This is a genomic window from Mammaliicoccus sp. A-M4, from assembly GCF_022386955.1.
GTDB classification, from domain to species: domain Bacteria; phylum Bacillota; class Bacilli; order Staphylococcales; family Staphylococcaceae; genus Mammaliicoccus; species Mammaliicoccus lentus.
Map to the genome: position 1 here is coordinate 312,135 of NZ_JAJNHH010000002.1, position 19,694 is coordinate 331,828.

Sequence of the window (19,694 nt, forward strand, 5' to 3'; positions counted from 1 at the left end):
ATGGCACAACTATTATTAAATATTTTAATTGCCTTCTTGTGGACTTTATTTCAAGACGAAGATACATTTCATTTATCGACATTTATTTCAGGTTACTTGATTGGTATGTTCATCGTTTACTTAATGCATAGATTTTTCGGACATGTTTTTTATATGAAAAAAGTATGGGTTATTTTTAAATTTATTTGTGTTTATAACTATCAGCTTGTGACATCCAGTATTACAACAATTAATTATATTTTATTTAAAACAAATAAATTGAATCCAGGACTTGTTACTTATGAAACAACATTAAAACAAGATTGGGCTATAACATTATTAACGTTGTTAATCATGTTAACACCGGGATCAGTCGTATTAAGGTTATCACCAGATGGACAACGATTCTTTATACATGCGATTGATGTTTCTGAAAGAGAGAAAAAGATTTTAACAAAGCAAATTAAGAAGTATGAGAAATTAATCTGGGAGGTGCTTAAATAATGGAAATAGCTATCATGTTTATCATAAAAACGGCATTAGTTATATATGGTATATCTATTGTAATTGTTCTATTTAGAACAATTATTGGCCCTACAACTGCTGATAGAGTTATAGCATTTGATGCTATGGGTGCAATCTTAGTTTCTACAGTAGGTATATTGAGCATTGTTTATGACACCTTCAGTTATTTAGAAGCGAGTTTAATTATTGCTATTTTAGCCTTCTTAAGTACAGTTGGAATTTCTCGTTTCATTGAAGGGGGTCGTGTCTTTGAATCTAAGCGAGATCGTTAGTTTAATTGCAGCTATATCAATATTATTAGGTTCTATAACTGCTTTAATTAGTTCGATAGGTATTGTGAGATTTAGAGATTCCTTTCTAAGAAGTCATGCTGCTACAAAAAGCTCTACATTATCTGTTTTACTTTGTTTAACGGGTGTATTTTTTTATTTCTTAGTAACGAAAGATTACTTTAGTGTTCGTACTTTATTAACTATACTATTTTTATATTTAACATCGCCAGTTGCTGGTCATATGATTATACGAGCGGCATATAATTCTGGTTCATATATGTTTATGAAAGAATTTACAAAAAAAGGAACTTCGTTGAACTTTAGATATGACCGAAAAGAATCTAAAAAAGATAGACGAAGAAGAGCAGAGAAAAGAAGAATTATGAACGAAGCTTTCTCTAAAAATGATAAAGAAACATTCAGTAAATATAAGCAAGTTATGAAAAAAGACGACCCAACTTTAAAATAAAACAGCTGGAACATAAATATCAATTCAAAATAAATAACATCTGATTTCAATGATTTATTCAGTTAGAAATCAGATGTTATTTTTATGTGAATTAGAATTTTGTTCGTGCATGCTTGTCTAGTGTATGGTTCGATCGAGTCAACCGCTGCTAATATAAAAAAACGAGTTAGGGACATAAATCCTTAGATCGTTTTGGATGAAATTGATCAATAAAAGCTAGAGTTGATATTATTGTTGGATATACTACTACTTAAATCCAATTAGACGCTCTTTATTAGATTTACTACTTCATTAATCCAAGTACACGCACCCTTATTGGATTATCTATCACATTAATCCAAGTACACGCACCTTTATTGGATTTTCTATTTTAATAATCCAATTAGACACACCCTTGTTGGATTTACTAACACATTAATCCAACTACACACACCTCTATTGGATTATGTAATGCCTAAACTCACGAATTAACTTTTACTTCTGGTTCAGACCTGAAAATAAATCACTTTCGTATATCTTCACAAGAAAATCTAAAGTGAAATATGATTTAGAGGTTACTATAATAACAATAAACATAAGAAAAATAGTAGATTTAAGAATTAGCAAAAAGAGGCTGGGACATAAATATATGTCTCAGCCTCTTTAATTATAATGCAAGTAGCTGACTGGATTGAAAATGCGCCTATATCAAGCTTTTTCCAATCCTAGTCATCCTTGCCGGGATGGGACTACGAAACCTGTTTATTAAAATGAGATTTCTGTCCCATTCCCTTTTTCGTTTATTATATACATGAGGAGGAGGGGTTATTATTTCATTGTGTCATGGATCACTTTGACATTGTGTTCCATCATATTGTAGTAAGAATTACCATCGGAATCTTTAGTACCGATTGAATCTGTATAGACTTCACCTTGAATTTTTAGGTTTGTTTCTTCTGCTAGAGTCTGCATACTTTTCTTATCTACACTTGTTTCTACTGTTAATGCTTTAAGATTATGATCACGTACAAAGTTTACTGCTTGTTTCATTTGGTCAGGTGTACCTTGTTTTTCCGTGTTTATCTCCCAAATGTAACCAGGTGTAATGTCATAAGCTTTTGCAAAGTATTTAAATGCACCTTCACTTGTAATAAATGCACGTTTTTTCTTATCAATGTCGTTAAATGCTTTCGACATTTCATCGTCTAATTTATCAAGTTTTTCAGTGTATTTATCAGCGTTATCTTTATAATCATCTTTATGTTCATCATCTAATTTACTAAGATGTTTCTCGATAGTGTTAACATATTGAATACCATTTTTAATACTTAACCAAGCATGAGGGTCAATTTTCTTTTCATCTCCCTCGCCACCTTTTAAGTATATTGGTTTTACATCTTCAGTAGCTTGAATAACATTTTTGTCAGTGATTTTTTTATTTGCTTGTTCTAATGCTTTTTCAAACCAACCATTACCGCTTTCTAAGTTAAAGCCGTTATAGATAATAATGTCAGCATCTGTAATAGCTTTAACATCTTTAGGTTTAATTTCATATTCGTGGGGGTCTTGACCGATTGGTACTACGCTAGTAATTTCAGCGTTACCTTTAGTAACCTCTTTAGTCATATCACCAAGTATTGAATTCGTCGTAACAATTTTTAGTTTTGAATCGTCTTTAGAGTTAGATTGATTACAACCAGCGAAAACTAAAATAATTGCTATTAAAGGTAATAATAATTTTTTCATAGATGCCTCCTAATTAAATTGAATTTTATTTTTAAGTTTATGTATAGTAAATACTAGTATATAAAATGCACAACTTACTAGGACTATACAAGCTCCACTTGGCAAATTATATAGGTAACTAATATACATGCCACAGGCTGCACTTATTGCACTCAATATACTTGCAACAATCATCATAGTTTTTAATGACTTAGTAATAAGGAAAGCAGTAGAACTAGGTGTTATAAGCAACGCTACTACTAAGATAATACCGACAGTCTGTAAACTTGCTACTGTTACTAATGCCAATAACATCATGACAAAGTAATGAATTAATCTTGTATTTAGACCACTCATTTTAGCTGCAATTGGATCAAAAGTAGACAAGTGCAGTGGTTTATAGAAAATCACAACACATAAAATTACAATAATGCTCACAATACTTGTGGTATAAAATGCACTTTTTGTTACTGCTAATATATTTCCGAATAGAATATGATACAAATCTGTAGAGGAGTTGATTTGACTAATTAAAATAATACCTATCGAAAAGAATGCTGTGAAAGTAATACCTATTGCGGCATCATTTTTTGTTTTAGAGTTTTGTGAAATAAAACCAATTAAAAAACTTGTCAGCATACCTGTAAAAAGAGCTCCTACAAACATTGGTATGTTAAATAAGTAACTGAGCGCTACACCAGGTAATACAGCATGGCTCATTGCATCTCCCATTAATGAAAGACCTCTTAATATAATCAAGCTACCTACAATACCACAAACGATTCCGACTATGATTGAAGTAATCAAAGCTCTACTTAAAAAATTATAATTTACGAGTGATGAAATAAATTCATTCATCATAATACAACGCCATCCTTTAAAAATACCTCTTTTATGTTTTCGTCAGATAATGCTTCGTTAGCAGAGCCAAAGAATTTTAATGATCGATTGAGGAGGATTATTCTATCAAAATATTCTTTAGCTTTTTGAATATCATGATGAACAACTAGAATCAGTTTACCTTCTGATTTTAATTGTCGCAGCAGATTTATCATGATTTCTTCACTTTTGAAGTCAATACCAACAAACGGTTCATCGAGGCATAGAAAGTCACTCTCTTTCATTAATGCTTTCGCTAAAAGAACACGTTGTAATTGACCACCACTTAACTCATTTAGCATTTTATCTTTTAAATTAGTTAACTGAAGTTCATTTAATAATTCATCTCTTTTAATATAAGCTTCTTTCTTCATAGGTCTGAACCAACCTGAAGTTTGATAATAGCCAGTAATTAAACTGTCTTTCACAGTAATAGGGAAATCCAAGTCTAATGAATTTCTCTGCGGAATATAAGTTAGTTCCGTCAGCTGTTGTTTAACTGGCTTATCATTCCATAATGCTTCACCAGTTGCTTTGAATTCACCAAGGATAGATTTAAGCAATGATGATTTACCCGCACCATTGGGTCCCATGATACCAATTAACTCTCCCGATGATTCAATTGTTAAGTTAATATCATGCAATATGTGCTGATGTCCTAATGATAAATTCAAATTCTTAACCTGTAACATGTTATCACCTTTCTCCGAAAATAAGTTTAGGGTAACCTAAACTATGTTTTTAATATAACTGTAAATTATGTTAAAGTCAAGAGATAGCAAGGAAAAATAAATCGTGGTACAATAAAAATATGCTAAAAAAAGTGAGGTCAGAACAAATGTTGACTGAAGAACAAGAAGATTATTTAAAAGCAATATTTGGTTTAAACGGGACGACAGATTATGTATCTAATAAAAATTTAGCACAAGATTTAAATATAAAACCCTCATCTGTTAGTGAGATGATGTTACGTTTAAAGAAAGAGGATTATGTGGATATACGTCCATATAAAGGTGTTAAATTAACTCAAAAAGGTTTAAATCATACTGCAAATATTATTAAGCGTCATAGACTGATAGAACGATTTTTAATAGAGGAATTAGAATACACATGGGATCAAGTACATGAAGAAGCGGAAATTTTAGAACATAGAGTTTCTGAACACTTCATTGAGAAAATAGATAAATTGATGGATTATCCTAAAACATGTCCACACGGTGGAATTATACCGAGAGAAAATCAAATCGAAGAGATTTATAATACGCCACTTAGTACATTTGAAGTAGGCGATAAAATAAAAATCAAACGTGTTATGGACTATGTTAATCTATTAGACTATTTAAGTAATGAAGAATTACTAATAGGTGATATCGTTGAAATCACTAAGAAAGATGAACTTAATCAATTAATAGAATTAAGTTTAAATGGTAAGACGATTATGATTAGCGAAACAAATGCTTCATATATATTCGGAACTAAAGAAGGATAAAATAAAAAGAGGCTGGGACATAAATACATGTCTCAGCCTCTTTTATTATAATGGTAGTAGCTGACTGGATTGAAGATGCGCTTATATCAAGCTTTTTCCAACCCTAGTCATCCTTGGCGGGGTGGGACTACGAAATCTATTTATTAAAATGAGATTTCTGTCCCACTCCCATTTTTATTTTATAAGAGAAATCTAGATTGGTCGTTTCTTAACTCGATATTATAGTTCTCTAAGTTTTTTAAGGCCATAACGCATTAAATGTATACATAACAGCATATATGTTAATAACAATCCAAAGTATACTAAAGAATAGAGTAGGTATTTTTGTGATTTGTCTAAGTTGACTACCATCCCATTCAGGGCGCTGTCTTGAAAATGTTAATAAAAAGATGGTTATTGTAGATTGGGCAACTTCACCTAATAGCGTACCTAATGCTATGTGATAAATATAAGTTGTAATTTGAGCAAAATCATGGATGTTTGGAGCAGAAATAACTTCATAAAGTGCAACTGCGATAACTAATAATATAATACTTGGTAGAAATTTTCTTGAAGTTAATGTGACATAAAATAAGAACATGATTAATAATAAAATTAAGAAAATTGGTCCGAATGTATGGTGCTTCATCCAAACACCTATTATTAACATTAAAGGTGGCATAATATAACCAAATAATGTAGTGATGAATTGATTCCATCCAGATTTAGATCCTGTAATAGCATAACCTTGACGACCAGTCTCCATTCGTTCTTTTCTACGCCAAACTACGACTAAATCTTTAGGTTTACCACCGGACAACTTGTTGGCAATAACATGACCCATTTCATGTATTAAAATCGGAAAATAACCTAGTATTATATCAATCATACTCAATATTGGGTGTTGTCTTCTATGATGTACAAAAACATATATTAAGGCAATTAATGTAATAGTTATTAATGATATATTAATTGGTTCTGATAAAAAGTTCGGTAAAAATCGAGTCAAAAAAACGTCACCTCGTGTTTAATAGTCTAATACTATTCTACACTAAAGTGACGTTTTTGTTGTCGGACTTAAGACTTAATGTTATTTTGTATTTTTCTTACGCGCAATCAACCAAGTTAATAATAATATTAAGCCGATAGCAAGTATGATAGATGCTGTCATAAGGATAGGTCTATTATCTGGACTTGTGACTTTATCTTTTGTCTGGTTAAATTTATGTTTTGATGGTGATTCTAATTTGACTGTAGGTGGGCCATATTTATCGTTTATATATGAACGATCATAATCTATATGTGCTTCACCATTTTCTACAACTACTTCGTAATCTACACCTTTTTTAACGACATCGTATAAATCTTCAGTAATGTAATATTTTTTATCATTAATTTTATGAACACCTTTCGAAAGAACTTTTTTCCATTCATATTCGTCGAAAGTTTTCTCCATTAAACTGTTCCCCATCATATTACGTTCTTTTTCACCGCCGACAGTATTATAATCGCCTGCACCAAATAAAATTTGGTTTACTCTTAGTCCATCTCTCTTAGTTGAAAGACTGTGATTGTAATCGGCAATGTCGCTTGATCCTGTCTTTAATCCATCCGTTCCTTCTAAAGACATATCAGCACCTTCAAGAGAATGGTTATATGTGTAGTATGTAACGTAATGTATTGTAGGTGCTACTTTTTTAGTGTATTCCAGAATGCCTGGATAATCGTTTACAAGATGCTGCGTTAATATAGCAAAATCTCTAGAAGTAGAGTAATTCTCTTCATCAGATTGATATCTCTTTGCTTTATATTCCAGTAATAAATTATTGGCAGCACCGTTAGAATTATAAAACTGAGTATGTTCCATTCCTAATTCTTTAGCAGTTTCATTCATATAGTCTATAAAATCAGAGTCTAAATCTTTTTTCTGTTGTTTTGAGGCAGTATTATTATTTGAATCTTTATCTTTATCTTCGATTTTTTTAGCAGAACCAATATTTTCAGCTTTCATTGTTTCTCTACCTAAAATCATAGCGCCAGCATTTGAAGAATTAGATATTGTAATTTGCATTAATTCTGAAATTGTATAAACATCACCTGGATATAATTTAGTATTACTTAATTCAGGTAAAGTAGATAATCGGTATTCTTCGTCAGTCATTTTAACTGTATCATCTTCTTTTAACTTTCCACTTTTAATTGCTTTTTCAGTTAAATATAAAGTCATAAGTTTAGACATACTTGCCGGATACCATTTTTTATCTATTTGATACTCATACATAATTTGACCAGTTTTTGAGCTGTAGTTAATAGCCCCCTCGGGTTGATATATTTCGCCTAAGTTATACCCGTATTCATTAGCTACTTGTGTAGGTGACTTTTCATTATCAGCTGCATAAGCATTTTGGTTCAAAGTAATATTAATTAAAACCAATGAGAAAAATAATAATAAACATTTTTTCATTAATAAAACCTCTTTATTCTTTTTTTGAAATAACTACATCATTCTAACATATTTTTATAATTCTCCCTAGAAAAAAATTACAAATGTATATTAAAATATTGTAAATTTAAAGCTATTATGAGAGATTAATATAGGGAAATATTGTAAAATGATGATGAGATAATAAATTGAGATAATGAGGTTTTAAAATGAAAACAGAGAATTCGTTGTTTTATTTACTGAAAAAAGTAGACTGGCCAAAGAAAATGGTCGTTACCGCCATGGTTCTATCTATTTTAGGCAGTTTGAGTGGATTGTTAGTTCCATTATTTACGGGACAACTAGTAGATACATTCAATGCTGAAAATTTAGATTTAAGAATGGTATGGTTATTTATAGTTATTTTTCTAGCTAATGCTATTTTAAGTGGTTTTGGTACATACTTATTGAGTAAAATCGGTGAGAAAACGATTTATTCAATACGAGAAAAATTGTGGAGACATTTAATAAAACTGAACATGAGATTTTTTGATAAAAATGAAAGTGGTCAACTCATGAGTAGAATTACTGACGATACAAATGTCATCAATTTATTCATTTCAGAAAAAGCGCCAAGTGTTTTACCTTCACTGTTAACGTTGATTGGTTCTGTAGCTATGTTGTTTATTTTAGATTGGCAAATGACACTTATAACATTTATCATATTGCCATTATTTATCGCTATTATGATTCCTCTTGGAAAAAGTATGGGTAAGATTTCTAAAGCGACACAAACAGAAATTGCGAATTTTAGTGGTTTGTTGGGCAGAGTGCTCACAGAAATGAGATTAGTAAAAGTTACTACCTCTGAGGAAAAAGAGTTAGAAAAGACAAAAACAACATTATTAGATATCTATAAATTAGGATTAAAAGAAGCTAAAATAAGAGCTATTATATCACCGTTATCAGGAATTATTATGATGTTAACGGTGGCTATTATATTAGGTTTTGGTGGAATCCGAGTTTCAAGTGGTGCAATCACAGCTGGTACATTAGTTGCTATGATATTCTATGTTATTCAATTATCAGCTCCTATATTAAACTTTTCCATGTTTATAACAGACTATAAGAAAGCAGTAGGAGCGAGCGAAAGAATATATGAAATTTATCAAGAACCGACAGAGCCAATAGGCGATGAAAACAATTATTTACCTCATGAAAAAAATGACATATTATTTGAAAATGTTACATTTAGCTATGAGAAAGATGAAGAAGTTATAAAAGATTTATCCTTAACAATTCGTTCAGGAGAAGTAACAGCAATTGTAGGTCCTTCTGGATCAGGTAAAAGTACATTATTTAGCTTGTTAGAACGATTTTATCCTGTAGATAAAGGTGTTATCAAATATGGTAATGAATTAATTGAAGATATACCTTTAAGATTTTGGAGACAAAAAATTGGATACGTTATGCAATCTAACGCAATGATGTCAGGAACAATTAGAGATAATTTAACATATGGTATAAATGAGACTGTAAGTGATGAAACTTTAATTCATAACACAAAAATGGCCAACTGTTATGATTTTATTATGAAATTTCCTCAAGGATTTGAAACTGAAATTGGGGAAAGAGGTACAAAATTATCAGGTGGTCAAAGACAGAGAATTGATATTGCGAGAAGTTTTATTAAAAATCCAGACATCTTGTTACTAGATGAAGCGACAGCTAATTTAGATAGTGAAAGTGAGTACTATATTCAACAGGCTTTAAATGAGTTAATGAAAGACCGTACTACTGTCGTAATAGCACATAGACTTGCAACTATTAAAAAAGCTGATCAAATTATCTTTTTAGATAACGGAGAAGTGACAGGTAAAGGAACTCATGGAGAACTTATTAAAAACCATGAAAAATATAGACATTTTGTGAAGACGCAAAGTTTAGTAGAATAAAATTATAAATTATAAAAAATGTTCTTTAAAGTTGATGAAAATAACTTTAAAGAACATTTTTTATGTAAACGCAAACATTATTGTTAAATAAGGAGTTATAAAAATTAATTAAAACAGGCGTAAAAATTTATGTGAAAATATTCACAAAAATACTTGACTACAGTGGTACCAAGTGCTATATTTATATTGTGAAAAGAATCACAAAAGAAAGATGCGCATCTTAAAATAAATAAAATAGAAAGAAGATGTCTATTGTGTTAATAAATAATATTAATCCCTTTGACAATATTGCATTATCAGCAATTGTGGCAAGTATACCTATTATTTTATTTTTATTATGTTTAACAGTTTTTAAAATGAAAGGTATTTATGCTTCTATTACAACGCTAATCGTAACGATAATAATAGCTTTAGTAGTTTTTGAATTACCAAAAATTGTTGCCTTAGGGGGAATTATAGAAGGTTTCTTCCAAGGTATTCTACCAATAGGTTACATCGTGGTTATGGCAGTATGGTTATATAAAGTTTCAAATGGAACAGGGCAATTCAGTATTATTCAAGATAGTATAGCAGGTATATCTCAAGACCAACGTATACAGTTGTTATTAATAGGTTTTAGTTTCAATGCATTTTTAGAAGGTGCAGCTGGATTTGGTGTACCTATAGCAATTTGTAGTGTGTTGCTTATACAACTTGGTTTCAGACCGTTACAAGCTGCAATGTTATGTTTAATCGCTAATGGAGCAGCTGGAGCATTTGGTGCTATAGGCCTCCCAGTAGTCGTGATAGATACGCTAGGCCTACAAGGTAATATAAGTAGTTTAGATGTTTCTCAAATATCAACATTAACTTTACCAATCATAAACTTTATTATTCCATTTTTATTAGTCATGATTTTAGATGGATTTAAGGGTATAAAAGAAATATTACCAATGATATTAGTAGTAAGTCTCACTTACTCTGGACTTCAATTAATATTGACATATTTCCAAGGCCCTGAGTTAGCGGACATTATCCCTCCGTTATTATCAATGGTTGCATTAGCAGTATTTTCTAAATTTTATCAACCGAAAAAAATATTTAGAGTTTCAGACGCTGAATTTAAACAAGCAAACAAACATACAGTTAAGTCTATTCTATATGCATGGAGTCCGTTCTATATTTTAACGATATTTGTGATGATATGGAGTGCACCATTCTTTAAAGCATTATTTGCACCAGATGGACCATTATCATTTTTAGTATGGAACATTAGTATTCCAGGTACGATGAATGAAATCACAAACAAACTTATAACACTAAAAATAGACATTTTTAGCGCAACAGGTACAGCTATATTAATTTCAATTATTATAACAGTTCTTATTTCCAAACATTTCAAATTTAATGAAGCATTTCAATTATTAGGTTTAACAATCAAAGAATTATGGTTACCTATTTTGACAATTTGTTTCATATTAGCAATAGCAAAAGTAACTACTTATGGTGGTTTAACAGCAGCTATGGGCCTTGGCATCGCAAAAGCTGGTAGTATATTCCCATTACTATCTCCGGTGTTAGGTTGGATTGGGGTATTTATGACAGGATCAGTAGTCAATAACAATACATTATTCGCACCAATTCAAGCTTCAGTAGCTAGCCAAATCGGTACTAGTGGACCTTTATTAGTAGCAGCTAATACTGCAGGTGGTGTAGCAGCAAAACTTATATCACCTCAATCTATAGCAATCGCCACAGCAGCTGTAGGTCAGGTCGGAAAAGAATCAGAATTATTGAAAATGACTTTAAAATATAGTGTAGGAATAGTCATCTCCATTTGTATTTGGACGTTCGTACTTTCATTTATTATATAAAAATTTAAAATTTGAGGAGAGATTTTGATGAAACAATTTAAAGGTAATAAAGTAGTATTAGTAGGTAACGGATTTGTAGGTTCAAGTTATGCATTCTCAATGATTAACCAAGGTATTTGTGATGAATTTGTTATCATCGATTTAGATAAGAAGAAAGTAAATGGAGATGTAATGGATTTAAATCATGGTTCAGTGTATGGGCCATCACCAATGAAAGTAAAAGCGGGAGAATACAAAGATTGTGAAGATGCTGATTTAGTTGTTATTTGTGCAGGCGCAGCTCAAAAACCTGGCGAAACAAGATTAGATTTAGTAGCGAAAAACATGAAAATATTTAAAAATATAGTAACTGAAATAATGGATTCAGGATTTGATGGCATTTTCTTAATTGCGACTAACCCAGTAGATATACTTTCGTATGCTACGATGAAATTCTCAGGTTTACCAAAAGAACGTGTAATAGGTTCAGGAACAATATTAGATACAGCACGTTTTAAATATTTATTAAGCGAAGAATTTGATGTAGCCCCTCAAAGTATACACGCTAATATTATTGGTGAGCATGGCGATTCTGAATTAGCAGTTTGGTCACACGCCAATATTGCTGGTAAACCATTACGTTCTATAATTGAAAAAGATGAAACACGTAAACATAGAGTTGAAGAAATTTTTGTAGAGACAAGAGATGCAGCATATGAAATTATTGAATCAAAAGGTGCTACTTTTTATGGAGTAGCAATGGGCTTAATGCGCATTACTAAAGCAATATTAAACAACCAAGATGTTGTACTAACAGTTTCAGCATATTTAGAAGGTGAGTATGGACACGAAGATGTTTATATCGGTGTACCAGCACTTGTAAATAGAACAGGTGTAAGGGAAGTTATTGAAATGCCACTTAATGATGAAGAAACAAGATTGTTCGATAATTCAGTAAAAGTGCTAAAAGACATTCAAGCACCATTTGAAAAAGAGTTTAAGTAAATGATAAGCTACTGACAATATAATAATGAAGAGTTCGGGATAAAGAATCCCTATCTTTAAATAGTACTCCTAATTCGTTCATTAAGAAATTGACGAATTAGGAGTATTTATATGCGATTTCTAATAACTCTTTCTAGAGTTAGGGCAAAAATTATCTTACGACCCTTTTTTATAAATATCGGCATGTTGAGGCGATTAGCTGTTTGTGGTAGTATCAGTATGTCAATTGAAAAACTAAAAGGAGGTAAGGTCATGAAAAATAGATTACTAAGAGATATGATATTAATAATTGTAGGTTCATTTGTCTTTTCTGCAGGTGTTAATACATTTATTATATCTGCTAACCTAGGTGAAGGTGGCGTGACGGGTATTTCGCTAATCTTACTTTATGCGTTTGATATTGCGCCAGCTTGGTCTACGTTTATTTTAAATGCAGTATTAATTGCATTAGGTTATAAATTCTTGAGTAAGAGAAGCACAGTATATACTATTATTGCTGTAATACTCATATCCGTATTCTTAGGAGTGACGGATTCATGGGCATTAGATTCTAGTGAAATACTTATTAATGCTGTGTTTGGCGGATTTACGGTTGGCTTAGGTATAGGTTTAATCGTATTATCAGGTGGCACAACAGCAGGAACAACAATATTAGCGAGAATTGCTCATAAGTATTTAGATGTGAACACATCATATGCTCTTCTATTTTTTGACCTTATCGTAGTTCTATTTTCATTAACTGTTATGCCTGTAGAAAAAGCATTAATAACTGTCGTTGCATTATATATAGGAACAAAAGTTATGGACTTTGTAATTGAAGGATTGAACCCTAAAAAGGCTGTTACAATCATTTCTCAAAACCCAGATCAAATAGCAAAAATGATAGATGAAAAAATAGGTAGAGGTTGTACCATTTTAAATGGTAGAGGTTACTATTCAAAAAAAGATACTGATGTATTATACGTTGTCATTGCCAAAACGCAATTGACAAGAACAAAACGAATGATTAGAAAATTTGATGAAAATGCGTTTGTCGTTGTCCATGATGTAAGAGATGTACTTGGGAACGGATTCTTACTTGACGAATAAAACATAAAAGCTAGGACAAAAAGTTCTAGCTTTTTTAACATGTTTATTTTTATTAAATGTGTAATATGAGTGAAATTATTCATATATTGATAGAAATCACTATTATTAAATGATATAATACGTAAGTACGAGTGATGATAATCATTATCATTTAACTACAATTAAAAATTAACGCAACGCATATATTATAGATTTATTTTAAACGGAAAGAGGGTTCACTATGAATCGATTAACGGGAGAAGCCATTTCAATAGGTTATGGAGATAAAGCAATAGTTAGTGATTTAACTTTAGAGGTACCTGATGGGAAGATTACTTCTATTATAGGGCCGAATGGTTGTGGAAAATCAACATTACTTAAAGCATTAAGTCGTATTTTAAATGTACAATCAGGGCAAGTTGTTTTAGATGGCAAAAATCTACATTCAACATCTACTAAAGAAATCGCAAAGAAAATTGCAATATTACCTCAGTCACCTGACGTTGCAGATGGATTAACAGTTGGAGAACTCGTTTCTTATGGCCGTTATCCACATCAAAAAGGATTTGGAAGATTATCAAAAAAAGACAAAGAAGAAATAGAATGGGCGCTTAACGTTACGGGCACTCATGATTTTAAATATAGAGCAATTAACGATTTAAGTGGTGGTCAAAGACAACGTGTATGGATTGCTATGGCACTCGCACAAAAGACAGATATCATATTCCTAGACGAACCAACAACATATTTAGATATTTCTCACCAACTCGAAATTCTAGAACTTGTACAAGAGTTAAATAAAGAACAAGGTTGCACAATTATTATGGTGTTACATGATATTAACCAAGCAATCAGATTCTCAGATCATTTAATAGCTATGAAAGCTGGAGATATTGTTGCTCAAGGCGAAACAGAACAAGTATTAACAAATGAAATTCTAGAAGAAGTGTTTAATATTGACGCTGAATTATCTACGGATCCTAGAACTGGGAAACCTATGCTTGTTACTTATAATCTTTTATGTAAACACTATACTAAGTTATAAAAGGATGGCAACATATGAGTCAATCAAAAACAGTTAAAGAAAATCGCTATCCAATTATCTTAACAGTTACAATTATTTTACTTGTAGCTGTTTTACTTCTGTCATTTTTATTTGGAGCAAAAGACACATCATTACAAATGGTATATAACGCAATATTTAATTATAATCCAAGTATCGAAGAACATAATATTTTAAGAGAGATAAGAATACCTAGGGAAATAGGAGCTGTTGTCGTTGGGATGGCACTTGCAGTATCTGGTGCAGTTATGCAAGGTGTTACTCGAAACGGATTAGCTGATCCAGGTTTACTTGGTTTAAATGCTGGAGCTAGTATGATGCTAGCTTTAACTTTAGCAGTTATTCCAAATGCAGGTTATTTCACCCTTATGTTTGCAGGATTTATAGGTGCAGGTATAGGTGGTATTCTTGTCATGAGCGTAGGCTCCTCTAAACGCGGTGGTTTTAACCCGATGAGGTTAGTATTAGCAGGTGCCGCAGTATCTGCATTATTGACAGCTGCAAGTGAAGGAATCGCATTGATATTTAGATTAAACCAAACTTTAACATTTTGGAGCGTTGGTGGCGTAAGTGGTACAAACTGGAAACAGCTTGCGATTTCTACACCGATTGTTCTAGTTATTTTAATTGTTTTAGTTATAATGAGCAGACAATTAACGATACTTAGCCTAGGAGATACACTATCAAAAGGATTAGGACAAAATAGTAATGTTGTGCGATATACAAGTTTAGTATCCACGATGTTTTTAGCAGGGATTGCTGTATCAATAGTAGGGCAAATAGCATTCGTAGGTTTGATGGTGCCACACATAGTAAGATTTATAGTCGGTACAGACTATAAACGTGTTATACCTTTAACAGCAGTAATGGGTGGTTTTATATTACTTTTAGCTGACATGATAGCACGAATGTTAGGAGAAGCTCCAATAGGTGCTGTAATTTCTATAATAGGTGTACCGTTCTTCCTTTATCTTGTAAGAAGGGACGGTAAGATATTATGATACATCCAAAAATAGTTAGAAAACAGAGAATAACACTTGTCGTTTTAATTATAGCATTAATCGCATCAATGGCATTCGCTATGACGACAGGCGAATTTAAGATGTCATTCATTCAATTCTTTAAAACACTATTTGGTCAAGGTAATGAACTAGATTCAATGGTATTGTATGAATTTAGAATGCCGAGAATGTTAATAACGATATTAGCTGGAGCAAGTTTAGCTTTAAGTGGAGCAATTTTGCAAAGTGTTACTAAGAATCCCCTTGCTGAACCAGGTATATTAGGTATTAATGCAGGAAGCGGGTTTATGATTGCTTTATTCTTAGTTGTCGGTACTGTACAACCAGGTGATTTTGTATATGTACTTCCAATGGTAAGTATGGTCGGTGGTATAGCGACGGCGATGGTTATATTCATGTTTAGTTATAAAAAAGGAGAAGGCATTAATCCCGTGAGAATGGTATTGATTGGTGTCGGCTTATCAACTGCATTGAGTGGTGCTTCCATTACAATTATGTCTACATTTGATCAAGATCAAATGGAATTTATCGCAAGATGGTTTGCAGGTAATATTTGGGGTGATGAATGGCCGTTCGTATTTGCATTTATACCATGGTTAATCATAGTTATGCCATTCCTATTTTATAAAGCTAATGTACTAAATGTACTCAGTACAAATGAACAAATATCGGTTTCATTCGGTATAAACAATAATAGAGAACGTATTTTACTCGTATTTTTAGCAGTCGTATTGTCATCTGCAGCCGTATCAGTAGCAGGTGGTATCGGATTTGTTGGACTTATGGGGCCGCATATTGCAAGAAGTATTGTGGGACCAAGACATCAACTATATTTACCAATAGCAGTATTAAACGGAGCTATACTCCTGGTTGTCGCAGATACAATTGGTAAAATAGTACTAGAACCAAATGGCTTGCCAGCAGGTATTATTGTAGCAATAGTAGGCGCGCCATACTTCTTATACTTAATGCAAAAATCAGCACATATATAATAATTTGAGATATCAATATTTATATTTAATAATAATCCCTAATCAGTTGGAAGATTTAATTCAACAGGTTAGGGATTTTTTTATTGTTGGAAATAAGAGTAGTTAATAAAAAATTTTACCAAAAAATGAAATAATGAGTTGAAAACGTTTCTAAAATCATTTTAGGGGTATAACTAATACTAGCAATAGAACTTTACATAGGAGGTGCAGTTGCCAGTGAGAAGATTAAAGAATTTTTTCCTAGGCTTATTCATCATAGTAGTAGTGGGCACGCTTCTTTTTATGTACTTGGATATTAGTCAAATAACAAGCTATCAACAGGAACTATTAAAATATAATTGGTTTCAACCGACATTGATTGCTTGTGCAGGGGTTTTAATATTCTTTGGTTTATTAATGTTCTTTGCAGCATTTAAACCGACACATAAGAAACCAGGCTTACATCGTGATTATGAGGATGGGCACATATACATTACTAGAAATTCGATTGAAAAATGTGTTTATCGTACAATCCAGAAATACGACGAAGTACGACAACCAAATGTTATAGCAAAGTTGTACAATAAGAAAAATAATTCTTATGCAACGATTAAAGCAGATTTCTTTGTTGTATCTGAAACGAATGGTATTCAATCATTAACGGAAAATATGAAGAACGATATTAAGCAAAATGTTGAGCATTTTTCCGAAATACCTGTCAAAAACATTGAAATTAATGTTAGAGACCAGAAAACAAGTGATACAAGAGTTTTATAGACTAAGGATAGGAGGTTCCGGTTATGCCAAATGAAAATCAAGATCCAAATCAACTCATTAATTTTATTAAAGAGTATAAATGGAGAATTGTTGGGTTTATTGCGATGTTAATATTAGCAGTTTTATTTTTAACAATTGGTTTTTGGAAAACGGTATTGATTCTTGTTCTATGTTTAATAGGTATAGGACTAGGGTACATTAAAGACTGTACTCAGCAGTTTTTAAATTTCTTAAACCGAATAAGTTAAACTGCATTATTAAATAATTAAAGAAACTATAAATTAAATTAAACTATTTTAAGGGAGAGATTCTATTATGGCAAATTTAGACAACAATAAAGCAAAAAGTAGTTACAATGAACAAACTGGTGTAAATGATCAAATACGTGAAAACCAACAACAACAGCAAGAACAAGTTCAAGAACAACAATTTTCAAATACATTATCATTCTCTGATGAAGTAATAGAGAAAATTGCTGGTATTGCTGCTAGAGAGGTAAGAGGTATTTTAGATATGAAAGGCGGCTTTGCTTCTAGTTTAACTGACCGTTTCACATCTGGAAACAATGTAACACAAGGTGTTTCTGTAGAAGTAGGAGAAAAACAAGCTGCTGTAGATTTAAAAGTTATTTTAGAATATGGTGAATCAGCTCCGAAAATTTTCAAAAAAGTTGCTGACTTAGTAAAAGAACAAGTTAAACATATGACTGGTCTTGAAGTTGTTGAAGTAAACATGCATGTAGATGATGTTATGAGTAAGAAAGAATATGAACAAAAAAATTCTTCAAATGAAGATGGTCAATCACAAGGTAATAACAAAGAATTACAATAATGAATAAAAAACAGGCTGGGACATATCAATGTCTCAGCCTGTGTCATGTTTGTCAGGGGCGAGACTATGAAATCTTTTTTTGTAAATAAGATTTCTGTCTTCCTCCCTTTTTTTATACTATTTTTGGTTGTTTTTTAATTGTTAAACATATCAATAAAGCGATAAAGCTAAGCGCTCCAGCTACATATAAGCTTGAAACTACATTAAAGTAAGTTACAAAAATACCACCTAATAATGAGCCAGCTCCGATACCAGCGTTTAAGCTAGACATATTCCAACTCATCGCTGCACTAGTATCTCCTTCTATTTGAGAAATAATACCTATTTGAACTGGTGGGTTAGAACCCCATTGTACGATATTCCAAACGAATACACCTATTAGAGTGATGATTAATATAGGTAAGAAAGATTGGAATATAAACATAAGTACTGTATATGTACTTAATGATATGATTAACCAGTTTTTACTACCTATAGCATCAGTAATATAACCGCCTAGTGATGTACCTAAAATTGCTCCGATTCCTGCGACTAATAGTACAAGAGAAACAATATTTAAGTCATAACCATATATAGATAATAATGGGCTAATATATGTGATAACAACATAGTTTGCAGCAAGTATTAGAAATGTAATGCTTAAATATTTGACTACTTCTAAAGGCTGTAAGATCTTATAACTATGATTTTGAGGTGTAGGCTCATCAGCATTATTTATTTTGTCACTAGAAATATTAATAGAAATTAGAATAAATGCTACTACGCCAACTAAACAAATAAATAGAAATGTCATTCTCCAACCAACAAGGTCTCCGATCTTAGTACCTAAAGGAACACCTAAAACGTTTGAAGCGCTAAAACCTGTATAAACAAGACCTATCATTTTCCCGCGTTGACTTGGTTTTGAATAAATAACAGTTAAAGCTAAAATTTTAACAACAATGATTGCAGCAGCGGCAGATGATAATACTCTCCCAATCACTAAAATTGTAAAATTAGGTGAAAATGCGATAATCCCGTTACCGATAATAAATAAAATCATGCTAATCATTAATACTAATTTAGGTGAAAAATTCTTTGTAAGCTTAACAAGTATCGGACCACTAATAGCGAATGTTAATGCATAAACAGTTACAAGTTGTCCTACAATTGCTTCTGATATATTCATATCTGCACTCATCAGTGTTAAAATACCAGCAATCATCAATTCAACCATTCCTACTACAAAAACACTCAACATAAATGTGACTAATCGTGATTTTGACATTTTATTACTCCTTCTTTTTTACATATAAACATGATTATAACAGTGTGATATTCAAAAATACAGACAAAATTTAATAACCGGACGATTGAGAATTTAACTCATAATATATGTATAAAAATATAGTAGAACATGATTAAACAAGGGTTAATATACGTGAAATATACAAATTATTGAATGATTAAAAT

Annotated in this window: 20 protein-coding genes; 14 read left to right on the top strand and 6 right to left on the bottom strand. The window is 31.6% G+C overall.

The window, feature by feature from the left end:
- The 3 genes from LQ682_RS03435 to LQ682_RS03445 are packed head-to-tail and all read left to right on the top strand — an operon-like array spanning position 1 to position 1,245.
- On the top strand, positions 1-483 hold the full coding sequence (locus LQ682_RS03435) for a Na+/H+ antiporter subunit E (protein WP_017000805.1): 483 nt from the start codon (positions 1-3) through the stop codon (positions 481-483).
- Complete coding sequence (locus tag LQ682_RS03440) at positions 483-776, top strand: Na(+)/H(+) antiporter subunit F1 (RefSeq protein ID WP_017000804.1); 294 nt, start codon at positions 483-485, stop codon at positions 774-776. Before LQ682_RS03435 ends, LQ682_RS03440 begins: the two co-directional genes overlap by 1 nt.
- Positions 754-1,245 carry a Na+/H+ antiporter subunit G gene (locus LQ682_RS03445; protein ID WP_064211717.1) on the top strand — a complete coding sequence of 164 codons (492 nt, stop codon included), beginning with the start codon at positions 754-756 and terminating at the stop codon, positions 1,243-1,245. Before LQ682_RS03440 ends, LQ682_RS03445 begins: the two co-directional genes overlap by 23 nt.
- A gap of 807 nt (positions 1,246-2,052) precedes the next feature.
- Here LQ682_RS03445 and mntC read toward each other — a convergent pair.
- Genes mntC through LQ682_RS03460 form a run of 3 tightly spaced genes read right to left on the bottom strand, consistent with a single transcriptional unit; the run spans position 2,053 to position 4,520 of the window.
- The gene (gene mntC, locus LQ682_RS03450) at positions 2,053-2,970 is read right to left on the bottom strand and encodes a manganese ABC transporter substrate-binding lipoprotein MntC (RefSeq protein WP_218729456.1); all 918 of its coding nucleotides are present in this window, start codon (positions 2,968-2,970) and stop codon (positions 2,053-2,055) included.
- A 9-nt stretch (positions 2,971-2,979) separates the two neighbouring features.
- Positions 2,980-3,807 (bottom strand): metal ABC transporter permease, encoded by an 828-nt coding sequence (locus tag LQ682_RS03455; RefSeq protein WP_064211719.1) that lies wholly within the window; start codon positions 3,805-3,807, stop codon positions 2,980-2,982.
- Positions 3,807-4,520: a metal ABC transporter ATP-binding protein gene (locus tag LQ682_RS03460; protein ID WP_017001212.1), complete on the bottom strand. Its 714-nt coding sequence runs from the start codon at positions 4,518-4,520 to the stop codon at positions 3,807-3,809. Before LQ682_RS03460 ends, LQ682_RS03455 begins: the two co-directional genes overlap by 1 nt.
- A gap of 146 nt (positions 4,521-4,666) precedes the next feature.
- Between LQ682_RS03460 and LQ682_RS03465 the strand changes: the two genes are divergently transcribed.
- Entirely contained in the window at positions 4,667-5,317 is a 651-nt protein-coding gene (locus tag LQ682_RS03465; RefSeq protein ID WP_064211718.1) for a metal-dependent transcriptional regulator, read from the top strand.
- 238 nt (positions 5,318-5,555) lie between these two features.
- Here the strand turns inward: LQ682_RS03465 and LQ682_RS03470 are convergent, their stop codons facing one another.
- Together LQ682_RS03470 and pbp4 are read right to left on the bottom strand one after the other, a co-directional pair.
- On the bottom strand, positions 5,556-6,305 hold the full coding sequence (locus LQ682_RS03470; RefSeq protein WP_064211655.1) for a M50 family metallopeptidase: 750 nt from the start codon (positions 6,303-6,305) through the stop codon (positions 5,556-5,558).
- Between the two features lie 81 nt (positions 6,306-6,386).
- Positions 6,387-7,760, bottom strand: a complete 1,374-nt coding sequence (gene pbp4, locus LQ682_RS03475; protein WP_135022036.1) for a penicillin-binding protein PBP4 — start codon at positions 7,758-7,760, stop codon at positions 6,387-6,389.
- Positions 7,761-7,948: 188 nt separating this feature from the next.
- Between pbp4 and LQ682_RS03480 the strand changes: the two genes are divergently transcribed.
- The 10 genes from LQ682_RS03480 to LQ682_RS03525 all read left to right on the top strand — a co-directional run bounded on the left by LQ682_RS03480 (position 7,949) and on the right by LQ682_RS03525 (position 18,242).
- Positions 7,949-9,673: an ABC transporter ATP-binding protein gene (locus tag LQ682_RS03480; RefSeq protein ID WP_239705409.1), complete on the top strand. Its 1,725-nt coding sequence runs from the start codon at positions 7,949-7,951 to the stop codon at positions 9,671-9,673.
- Positions 9,674-9,927: 254 nt separating this feature from the next.
- On the top strand, positions 9,928-11,526 hold the full coding sequence (locus LQ682_RS03485) for an L-lactate permease (protein WP_239723865.1): 1,599 nt from the start codon (positions 9,928-9,930) through the stop codon (positions 11,524-11,526).
- 27 nt (positions 11,527-11,553) lie between these two features.
- Entirely contained in the window at positions 11,554-12,510 is a 957-nt protein-coding gene (locus LQ682_RS03490) for an L-lactate dehydrogenase (protein ID WP_239723867.1), read from the top strand.
- A gap of 252 nt (positions 12,511-12,762) precedes the next feature.
- Positions 12,763-13,599 carry a YitT family protein gene (locus tag LQ682_RS03495; RefSeq protein ID WP_017001182.1) on the top strand — a complete coding sequence of 279 codons (837 nt, stop codon included), beginning with the start codon at positions 12,763-12,765 and terminating at the stop codon, positions 13,597-13,599.
- A 220-nt stretch (positions 13,600-13,819) separates the two neighbouring features.
- Positions 13,820-14,623, top strand: coding sequence for an ABC transporter ATP-binding protein (locus LQ682_RS03500; protein ID WP_017001183.1), 804 nt, complete (start codon positions 13,820-13,822; stop codon positions 14,621-14,623).
- A 14-nt stretch (positions 14,624-14,637) separates the two neighbouring features.
- Positions 14,638-15,642, top strand: a complete 1,005-nt coding sequence (locus LQ682_RS03505) for a FecCD family ABC transporter permease (protein WP_017001184.1) — start codon at positions 14,638-14,640, stop codon at positions 15,640-15,642.
- Positions 15,639-16,655, top strand: a complete 1,017-nt coding sequence (locus LQ682_RS03510; protein ID WP_017001185.1) for a FecCD family ABC transporter permease — start codon at positions 15,639-15,641, stop codon at positions 16,653-16,655. Before LQ682_RS03505 ends, LQ682_RS03510 begins: the two co-directional genes overlap by 4 nt.
- A gap of 216 nt (positions 16,656-16,871) precedes the next feature.
- Positions 16,872-17,411, top strand: coding sequence for an alkaline shock response membrane anchor protein AmaP (gene amaP / locus LQ682_RS03515; protein WP_064211668.1), 540 nt, complete (start codon positions 16,872-16,874; stop codon positions 17,409-17,411).
- Positions 17,412-17,434: 23 nt separating this feature from the next.
- Positions 17,435-17,659, top strand: a complete 225-nt coding sequence (locus tag LQ682_RS03520; protein WP_017001187.1) for a DUF2273 domain-containing protein — start codon at positions 17,435-17,437, stop codon at positions 17,657-17,659.
- A gap of 67 nt (positions 17,660-17,726) precedes the next feature.
- A complete protein-coding gene (locus LQ682_RS03525; protein ID WP_218729451.1) occupies positions 17,727-18,242 on the top strand; it encodes an Asp23/Gls24 family envelope stress response protein in 516 nt (171 codons plus the stop codon).
- A gap of 112 nt (positions 18,243-18,354) precedes the next feature.
- Here the strand turns inward: LQ682_RS03525 and LQ682_RS03530 are convergent, their stop codons facing one another.
- The gene (locus LQ682_RS03530) at positions 18,355-19,509 is read right to left on the bottom strand and encodes an MFS transporter (RefSeq protein WP_064205191.1); all 1,155 of its coding nucleotides are present in this window, start codon (positions 19,507-19,509) and stop codon (positions 18,355-18,357) included.
- Positions 19,510-19,694: the final 185 nt, after the last annotated feature.

Coding starts and splice junctions, on each gene's coding strand:
- LQ682_RS03525 (WP_218729451.1), top strand. CDS start 17,727: ATGGCAAATTTAGACAACAATAAAGCAAAAAGTAGTTACAATGAACAA.
- LQ682_RS03435 (WP_017000805.1), top strand. CDS start 1: ATGGCACAACTATTATTAAATATTTTAATTGCCTTCTTGTGGACTTTA.
- LQ682_RS03455 (WP_064211719.1), bottom strand. CDS start 3,807: ATGAATGAATTTATTTCATCACTCGTAAATTATAATTTTTTAAGTAGA.
- LQ682_RS03520 (WP_017001187.1), top strand. CDS start 17,435: ATGCCAAATGAAAATCAAGATCCAAATCAACTCATTAATTTTATTAAA.
- pbp4 (WP_135022036.1), bottom strand. CDS start 7,760: ATGAAAAAATGTTTATTATTATTTTTCTCATTGGTTTTAATTAATATT.
- LQ682_RS03495 (WP_017001182.1), top strand. CDS start 12,763: ATGAAAAATAGATTACTAAGAGATATGATATTAATAATTGTAGGTTCA.
- LQ682_RS03500 (WP_017001183.1), top strand. CDS start 13,820: ATGAATCGATTAACGGGAGAAGCCATTTCAATAGGTTATGGAGATAAA.
- LQ682_RS03465 (WP_064211718.1), top strand. CDS start 4,667: ATGTTGACTGAAGAACAAGAAGATTATTTAAAAGCAATATTTGGTTTA.
- LQ682_RS03505 (WP_017001184.1), top strand. CDS start 14,638: ATGAGTCAATCAAAAACAGTTAAAGAAAATCGCTATCCAATTATCTTA.
- LQ682_RS03440 (WP_017000804.1), top strand. CDS start 483: ATGGAAATAGCTATCATGTTTATCATAAAAACGGCATTAGTTATATAT.
- LQ682_RS03530 (WP_064205191.1), bottom strand. CDS start 19,509: ATGTCAAAATCACGATTAGTCACATTTATGTTGAGTGTTTTTGTAGTA.
- LQ682_RS03480 (WP_239705409.1), top strand. CDS start 7,949: ATGAAAACAGAGAATTCGTTGTTTTATTTACTGAAAAAAGTAGACTGG.
- LQ682_RS03510 (WP_017001185.1), top strand. CDS start 15,639: ATGATACATCCAAAAATAGTTAGAAAACAGAGAATAACACTTGTCGTT.
- mntC (WP_218729456.1), bottom strand. CDS start 2,970: ATGAAAAAATTATTATTACCTTTAATAGCAATTATTTTAGTTTTCGCT.
- LQ682_RS03460 (WP_017001212.1), bottom strand. CDS start 4,520: ATGTTACAGGTTAAGAATTTGAATTTATCATTAGGACATCAGCACATA.
- LQ682_RS03490 (WP_239723867.1), top strand. CDS start 11,554: ATGAAACAATTTAAAGGTAATAAAGTAGTATTAGTAGGTAACGGATTT.